This window comes from Rhizobium terrae (assembly GCF_003425685.1).
Classification (GTDB): Bacteria; Pseudomonadota; Alphaproteobacteria; order Rhizobiales; family Rhizobiaceae; genus Neorhizobium; species Neorhizobium terrae.
The window spans coordinates 442,364-449,361 of record NZ_QJKM01000004.1 but is presented as its reverse complement, the minus strand read 5'-3'; the positions used below and the strand labels follow the sequence as shown (position 1 = coordinate 449,361).

Genomic DNA, 6,998 nt, shown 5'->3' with positions numbered 1-6,998 from the left:
GGCAATGTCTACGGCATGGCCGGCATGGGGATCGCCATCCTCACCACGCTTCTGCTCGCCACGCCGAGCTTCGGAGGCTTCATCCTGATCGTGCTGGCGCTTGCCATCGGCGGCGGGGCAGGGGCCTATATCGCCCGCACCATTCCGATGACGGCGATGCCGCAGCTCGTCGCCGGCTTCCACTCGCTGGTCGGCCTTGCCGCGGTGATGGTGGCGGCGGCGGCGCTTTACGCTCCCGATTCCTTCGGCATCGGCGCGATCGGCGACATCCACGGCCAGGCGCTGATCGAAATGGCGCTCGGCGCGGCGATCGGGGCGATCACCTTCACCGGTTCGATCATCGCCTTCCTGAAGCTCGACGGACGCATGTCCGGCAAGCCGATCATGCTGCCTTACCGGCATGCGATCAATATCGGCCTTCTGGTGCTGATCGTCGTCTTCGTCTTCGGCCTGGTGCAGACGGAAAGCCATTTCGACTTCTGGCTGGTCGTCATCCTGGCGCTGGCGCTCGGCGTGCTGATCATCATTCCGATCGGCGGCGCGGACATGCCGGTCGTCGTGTCGATGCTGAACTCCTATTCCGGCTGGGCCGCGGCCGGCATCGGCTTCACGCTCGGCAATCTCGCGCTGATCATCACCGGCGCGCTGGTCGGCTCGTCTGGTGCGATCCTGTCCTACATCATGTGCAAGGGCATGAACCGCTCCTTCATCTCCGTCATCCTCGGCGGCTTCGGCGGCGAGACGGCTTCTGCCGGTGCCGACGACGGCGTGCAGCGGACGGTCAAGCAGGGTTCGGCGGACGACGCGGCCTTCCTGATGCAGAACGCGTCGAAGGTCATCATCGTGCCGGGTTACGGCATGGCGGTCGCCCAGGCGCAGCATGCGCTGCGCGAGCTTGCCGATACGCTGAAGGAGCATGGCGTCGAGGTGAAATACGCGATCCATCCGGTCGCCGGCCGCATGCCGGGCCATATGAACGTGCTGCTCGCCGAAGCCAACGTGCCGTATGACGAGGTCTTCGAGCTGGAAGACATCAACGCCGAATTCGCCCAGGCCGACGTCGCCTACGTCATCGGCGCCAACGACGTCACCAACCCGGCGGCGCGCGACGACAAGTCCTCGCCGATCTACGGCATGCCGATCCTCGACGTCGACAAGGCCAAGACCTGCCTCTTCGTCAAGCGCTCGCTCGGTTCGGGGTACGCCGGCATCGACAACACGCTGTTCTACAAGGACGGCACGATGATGCTGCTCGGCGACGCCAAAAAGATGACGGAAGACATCGTCAAGGCCATGAAGCACTGAGCGAGCAGTGAATACCGGGTAGCGAAAAGGCTCGGCTTTTGCCGGGCTTTTTTGTGAAACCGCTTCGTGCGATATTATCGTGATCAGGAGGCCACGATGGCAAGCATAACGATTTCACTTCCGGATGCCGCTAAAGATTGGATCGATGAACAGGTTCGCAGCGGTGAATACGCCAGTGCCGGCGAGTATATGAGCGCGCTAGTGCTACAGGAGCGGGTTCGGCAGGGCGAAGAGCTTTCGCTTGAAGAGGTGCGTCAGCTAGTCAAGGCATCCAGGGCAAGTGGCATCGGAACGAAGACGATAGATGAGCTGTTTGCCGAGGCAGAACGGATCGTCGAGACGAGAAAGGCCAGACGTGCCTGAATATAGGCTCACGCCCAGAGCCGAAGCAGAAATCGTCAACATCATTCGGTACGGGATTGAGAGGTTCGGAGTGCTGCAGGCGCGGCGCTATGCAGACGATTTAACGCATTGCTTCGAACTCTTGGCAGAAAATCCGCGTATGGGAAGGTCCGCTCCCGATTTCGGCGAGGCGGTCTGCCGGCATACACATGCGCGCCACATCATTCTCTACGAAATAACCGATTCCGGCGTCATGATCCTCGCAGTTGTCCATGTTCGCAGCCTGTCTCGGCTGATCAAGCCGTAATGATCGTTCGGATTTTCACACGCTTCCCATGACCGTCCCCACCGAATACCCCTTCGATTTCGACCCGACCTACGGCATGGGGCTCAAGGAGCTGCAGGCCGTCGTGCCGCCGCCGGCGCCGGAAGGGTTCGACGAGTTCTGGAGAAACCGCTACCGGCGGGCGCTTTCCGTCGATCCGGAGCCCGGCCTGCGCAAGAACGGCATCGACCATCCGAGATGGCATGTCTTCGACATCGCCTACATGTCGACCGGCCGATTTCCGATCGGCGGGTGGCTGCTTCTGCCGAAACAGGGCGAGATCAGGCGGGGTCTGGTCGTGGGGCATGGTTACGGAGGGCGCGACGCGCCTGACCTCGAACTGCCGGTCGAGGAGACCGCCGTGCTCTTCCCCTGTTTCCGCGGCATGTCGCGCAGCACGAGGCCGCCGATCTCGCCGGATTCGCAATGGCACGTGCTGCACGATATCGACAAGCCCGACCGTTACATCATCGGCGGCTGCGTCGACGATCTCTGGATCGCGGTGAGCATGCTCATCGCACTTTACCCCTGGCTCGCCGGCCATATCGGTTACAGCGGCATCAGTTTCGGCGGGGGCATCGGCGGGCTTGCTATTCCCTTCGACGACCGGATCGACCGGGGACATCTGTCGCTGCCGACCTTCGGGCATCAGGAACTCAGGCTGAAACTGCCGAGCATCGGCAGCGCGGCTTCGGTCCAGCGCTACCAGAAACAATACGGCAATGCCCTGAAGACGCTCAGGCTGCATGATTCGGCAGTCGCCGCGAGCCGCATCCGGGTGCCGATGCTGATGAGCGTCGCGCTTTTCGATCCGGCGGTCGCGCCGCCCTGCCAGTTCGCGGTGGCCAATGCCATCCCCCGGTCAGGACCGGGCGCAAAATTTAATGAAAACTTCATCCTCGACGCCGGGCATTTCGATTATCCTGATGCTGCGTCGCAAGATGCGATCCTAACCGAAAAGGTCCGACAGTTTTTCGCTCTTCCCTGAGGTCCGATGAACCGTGAATACCACAGCTGGTACAGTCCCCGGCTCCATCGGAACATGGAACTGCTGATTTTTGGTCATGCCGGCGCCAAGGTGCTGATGTTTCCGACCCGAGACGGGCGCTTTTTCGAGTACGAGCAGCTCGGCATCGTCGCGAGCCTTGCCGACAAGATCGAGGCCGGCCATCTGCAGCTCTATTGCATTGAGGGGCTGGCGATGGAAACCTTCTACGGCGCCCAGCACCATCCCTCGGTGCGCATCCAGCGGCATGCGGCCTTCGAGGACTATATCCTCAACGAGGTGCTGCCGCTGATGGCGCAGAAGAACCCGCATGACTGCACCATCCTGCACGGCTGCAGCCTTGGCGCCTTCCAGGCCGCAAGTCTCGGCTTCCGGCATCCGCATCTCTTCAAGAAGCTGGTCGCCTTTTCCGGCCGCTACGACCTGACGCTGAAGGTCGAGGCTTTCGGCGATCTTCTGGACGGTTATTACGACGACACCGTCTATTTCCACACCCCGTCGCATTTCCTGCCGGGGCTCGCCTGCGACCAGAAGCTCTCGCATCTCAGGCAGATGGAGATCGTGCTGACGATCGGCGACGCGGATCCCTTCCTCGACAACAACAGGCAGCTCAGCCGCGTGCTTTCGGAAAAGGGCGTGGACCATCGGATGCATGTCTGGGACGGCCGCGCCCACCGGGCCGGCGCCTGGCGCAAGATGGCGGCGCTTTATATCTGAAATGGCCTGGAATTGCTCGCCTCGGATAGCCGAAGGGCGACAGGCATGCGGCGATGACGCGCCGGAAGCCCGGCCGAACTCAGCTCGTGCCGCGGGTGCGCGCGGCGCCATCCTGGGCCGGCTTGTAGTTCGGGTCGAGGCGCTGGGCGTGCGAATAGGACTTGTAGGCGCGCGTTTTGTCGCCGCGGCGCTCGTAGACCAGCGCCTGGTTGGCCCAGGATTCGGCAAGCTTGTCGTTGAGCTCGATGGCCCGGTTGAAGTCGGCGAAGGCGTTTTCGTCGTCGTTCAGCGCCACATAGGAAATGCCGCGGCCGTTATAGGGCTCGGGAGAATTCGGCGATAGCGAGATCGCCCTGGAGAAATCCTCGATCGCCTGGGCATGCTGGCCGCGCAGTTGATAGATGAGGCCGCGATTGTGCCAGGCGCGGCCATCGGTGGTCTCAAGCTGGATCGCCCGGTTGAAATCGTTGAACGCCTCGTTGGTGCGGCCGGCCTGGCGGTAGATGTTGCCGCGGCCGATATAGGCGACGTCGTAGTTCGGGTTGATCTGCAGGGCGCGATTGTAGTCGTTGGCCGCATCCACCGGCTTGCCCATGTTGCGATAGACCAGGGCGCGATTGGCATAGGCCTGATAGAATTGCGGATTGAGCTGGATGGCGTGGTTGAAATCGGCGAGCGCACGCGAAAATTCCCCGGCCCGTCCATAAGCCGAACCGCGCACGTTGTAACCCTCCGGATCCTGGGGGTTGGCGTTGATGACGGCCGAGAGCGAGGCGATGTTTTCCTCCGATCCCTGGGCCCGATCGACGGTGATCAGGTCGGTCGTGGAGGGGCTGGTGGCGCAACCGGCAAGCGCCAGCATGGCAATCATCGCGGCGGAAAGTGCGGTTCTGCCGCTTACGTGGGAAACAATGCTCGAGAGACCGGAAATTCGTGTTCCATTCATCAGAACGATTGTCTTGGCGGCCATCAGGCGCGTTTCCTCGTATCAAGCACAAGAACGGTCACCCGTTCAGGCGAAATCAAAAGAGCGGCGGCGCCCATGTCGCCACCGCCCTGAGAGCACATGAAAACGTCGAAAAAGCGGCCGATCAACGAGCCGGGCGCGCAGGAGCGGCGATCAGGCCTTCGCGCTGCATGCGCTTGCGAGCCAGCTTGCGGACGCGACGAACAGCTTCGGCCTTTTCGCGAGCGCGCTTCTGAGACGGCTTCTCATAATAGTCGCGCATCTTCATTTCGCGGAAGATGCCTTCGCGCTGCATCTTCTTCTTGAGAGCGCGGAGCGCCTGGTCAACGTTGTTGTCGCGGACAAGTACCTGCACGTGAATCCCGTTCCTTTGGTTTGGTTCAATCGCCTCGCTCGTCCACCGATTCGAGGCGAAAAAATAACGTCCGCCCGGCGTGAGCCGTGCGATTGGTGTTTGCAGATAGCAGATGAGTCCGGGGAAGTCCAGCCATTTCCCGAGCAAACGGTCGTGAAATTGCCGCTTTTGCCTCTGCCGCGGCGCGGTGTCGAAACAATCTCCTCGTGCGTCGCAATGAAGCCATTGCGACGCATATTGATTTGCGATGGCTATGGAAATACCCAAGGCTTGAGCAGGATCCGACATTCCCGAGGAGTTGAAGGCGAGATGCGCAGATATTCGGTTTTCGCCATAGCCCGCGAGGCGATGCGTGCCCATAAGGGCTGGGAGGCGCAATGGACTTCGCCGGAGCCGCAGTCCTCCTATGACGTCATCATCGTCGGCGCCGGCGGGCACGGGCTCGGCGCGGCCTATTATCTCGCCAAGGAACACGGCATCACCAATGTCGCGGTGATCGAGAAGGGCTGGCTCGGCGGCGGCAATACCGGCCGCAATACGACGATCATCCGCTCCAACTATCTCTACGAAGAGAGCATGGACATCTACGAGCACTCGCTGAAGCTCTGGGAAGGGCTGAGCCAGGAGCTCAACTACAACGTCATGTATTCGCCGCGCGGCGTGATGATGTTGTCGCACAACACCCACGACATGCAGAGCTTCAAGCGGCACATCAACGCCAACACGCTCTACGGCATCGACAACGAATGGCTGACGCCGGAGCAGGCCAAGGCCTATGTGCCGGTCCTCGATATTTCCAAGACGGCGCGCTACCCGATCAACGGGGCGGCGCTGCAGCGGCGCGGCGGCACCGCCCGCCACGATGCGGTCGCCTGGGGTTATGCCCGCGCCGCTTCGGATCGCGGCGTGCACATCATCCAGAACTGCGAGGTGACCGGCATCCGGCGCGGGCCGAACGGCGAGGTGCAGGGCGTCGAGACGACACGCGGTTTCATCGGCGCGAAGAAGGTCGGCGTTTCCGCCGCCGGCCATTCTTCGGTCGTCATGGAGATGGCGGGCGTGCGCGTGCCGCTGCATTCCAATCCGCTGCAGGCGCTGGTCTCCGAGCCGCTGAAGCCGATCTTCCCCTGCGTGGTGATGTCGAACACGGTGCATGCCTATATCTCGCAGTCCGACAAGGGCGAACTCGTCATCGGCGCCGGCACCGACCAGTACAATTCCTATTCGCAGACCGGCGGCCTGCAGATCATCACCCATACGCTCGATGCGATCTGCGAGCTCTTCCCGATCTTCCGGCGGGTGAAGATGATGCGCCAGTGGGGCGGCATTACCGACAACACCCCGGACCGTTCGCCGATCCAGGGCGTCACGCCGGTTCCGGGGCTTTTCGTCAACTGCGGCTGGGGCACGGGCGGTTTCAAGGCGACGCCGGGTTCGGCCAATCTTTTCGCGCATCTCATTGCCAGAGGCGAACCGCATCGGCTGGCCGCCGGCCTGACGCTTGACCGGTTCCGCACCGGAAGGCTGATCGACGAGGCGGCGGCTGCCGCGGTGGCGCATTGATGTTTGCGGCGGCTCTCCTCTCCATTGGTATCGCAGGCGCTACACCTGTCGCGTCCGGAGATAAATTGATACCCGGGTTCGAGGATTTTCGTATTCAGAGAATCCAGCGCGCCAAAGGCGAAGACGACTGGCCTTTCGTTGCTGAAAAGGGGCGGCTTCTTTGCGCTCCAAGCTGGCAAAAGCGGTTCGTTTATTTCATCCCCGACAAGGAGGGCGGCGGGATCGGATATCCGCTCGCGCTCGACGAGAACATGATGATGGTGGCTTTGGTCAACATGGGCCGTGGTTCGGCGCTTAGACCCTTCGACAATCTAGAACAGCTCGTAAAGCGGCTCTCTCCCTATCTTGCGATGGGAAAGCGCCTGTGTGATCAACCCGCCGGAAGCGATCTTCCGGATACATCTCTCTAGGTGAACCG

General features: G+C 61.8%; 9 protein-coding genes. 7 read left to right on the top strand and 2 right to left on the bottom strand.

The window, feature by feature from the left end:
* The 5 genes from DMO26_RS10120 to DMO26_RS10100 form a co-directional block, all read left to right on the top strand.
* Positions 1-1,305: NAD(P)(+) transhydrogenase (Re/Si-specific) subunit beta (locus DMO26_RS10120; RefSeq protein ID WP_162894791.1), on the top strand; the 1,305-nt coding region annotated here is incomplete at its 5' end.
* A 96-nt stretch (positions 1,306-1,401) separates the two neighbouring features.
* On the top strand, positions 1,402-1,668 hold the full coding sequence (locus tag DMO26_RS10115) for a ribbon-helix-helix domain-containing protein (protein ID WP_117191914.1): 267 nt from the start codon (positions 1,402-1,404) through the stop codon (positions 1,666-1,668).
* On the top strand, positions 1,661-1,954 hold the full coding sequence (locus DMO26_RS10110; protein WP_117191913.1) for a type II toxin-antitoxin system RelE/ParE family toxin: 294 nt from the start codon (positions 1,661-1,663) through the stop codon (positions 1,952-1,954). Before DMO26_RS10115 ends, DMO26_RS10110 begins: the two co-directional genes overlap by 8 nt.
* A gap of 28 nt (positions 1,955-1,982) precedes the next feature.
* Positions 1,983-2,960 carry an acetylxylan esterase gene (locus DMO26_RS10105; protein WP_117191912.1) on the top strand — a complete coding sequence of 326 codons (978 nt, stop codon included), beginning with the start codon at positions 1,983-1,985 and terminating at the stop codon, positions 2,958-2,960.
* 6 nt (positions 2,961-2,966) lie between these two features.
* Complete coding sequence (locus DMO26_RS10100; RefSeq protein WP_117191911.1) at positions 2,967-3,695, top strand: esterase family protein; 729 nt, start codon at positions 2,967-2,969, stop codon at positions 3,693-3,695.
* A 79-nt stretch (positions 3,696-3,774) separates the two neighbouring features.
* On the opposite strand, the gene DMO26_RS10095 is transcribed toward DMO26_RS10100, so the two are convergent.
* Positions 3,775-4,665, bottom strand: coding sequence for a tetratricopeptide repeat protein (locus DMO26_RS10095; protein WP_404947030.1), 891 nt, complete (start codon positions 4,663-4,665; stop codon positions 3,775-3,777).
* 121 nt (positions 4,666-4,786) lie between these two features.
* On the bottom strand, positions 4,787-5,017 hold the full coding sequence (gene rpsU, locus DMO26_RS10090) for a 30S ribosomal protein S21 (protein ID WP_113130672.1): 231 nt from the start codon (positions 5,015-5,017) through the stop codon (positions 4,787-4,789).
* A gap of 309 nt (positions 5,018-5,326) precedes the next feature.
* Here rpsU and DMO26_RS10085 point away from each other — a divergent pair, with 309 nt between their 5' ends.
* A complete protein-coding gene (locus tag DMO26_RS10085; RefSeq protein ID WP_117191910.1) occupies positions 5,327-6,580 on the top strand; it encodes a sarcosine oxidase subunit beta family protein in 1,254 nt (417 codons plus the stop codon).
* Entirely contained in the window at positions 6,580-6,990 is a 411-nt protein-coding gene (locus DMO26_RS10080; protein WP_117191909.1) for a hypothetical protein, read from the top strand. The genes DMO26_RS10085 and DMO26_RS10080 overlap by 1 nt, the downstream gene beginning before the upstream one ends.
* Positions 6,991-6,998 lie beyond the last annotated feature (8 nt).

Coding starts and splice junctions, on each gene's coding strand:
- DMO26_RS10115 (WP_117191914.1), top strand. CDS start 1,402: ATGGCAAGCATAACGATTTCACTTCCGGATGCCGCTAAAGATTGGATC.
- DMO26_RS10105 (WP_117191912.1), top strand. CDS start 1,983: ATGACCGTCCCCACCGAATACCCCTTCGATTTCGACCCGACCTACGGC.
- DMO26_RS10100 (WP_117191911.1), top strand. CDS start 2,967: ATGAACCGTGAATACCACAGCTGGTACAGTCCCCGGCTCCATCGGAAC.
- DMO26_RS10095 (WP_404947030.1), bottom strand. CDS start 4,665: ATGGCCGCCAAGACAATCGTTCTGATGAATGGAACACGAATTTCCGGT.
- DMO26_RS10085 (WP_117191910.1), top strand. CDS start 5,327: ATGCGCAGATATTCGGTTTTCGCCATAGCCCGCGAGGCGATGCGTGCC.
- DMO26_RS10080 (WP_117191909.1), top strand. CDS start 6,580: ATGTTTGCGGCGGCTCTCCTCTCCATTGGTATCGCAGGCGCTACACCT.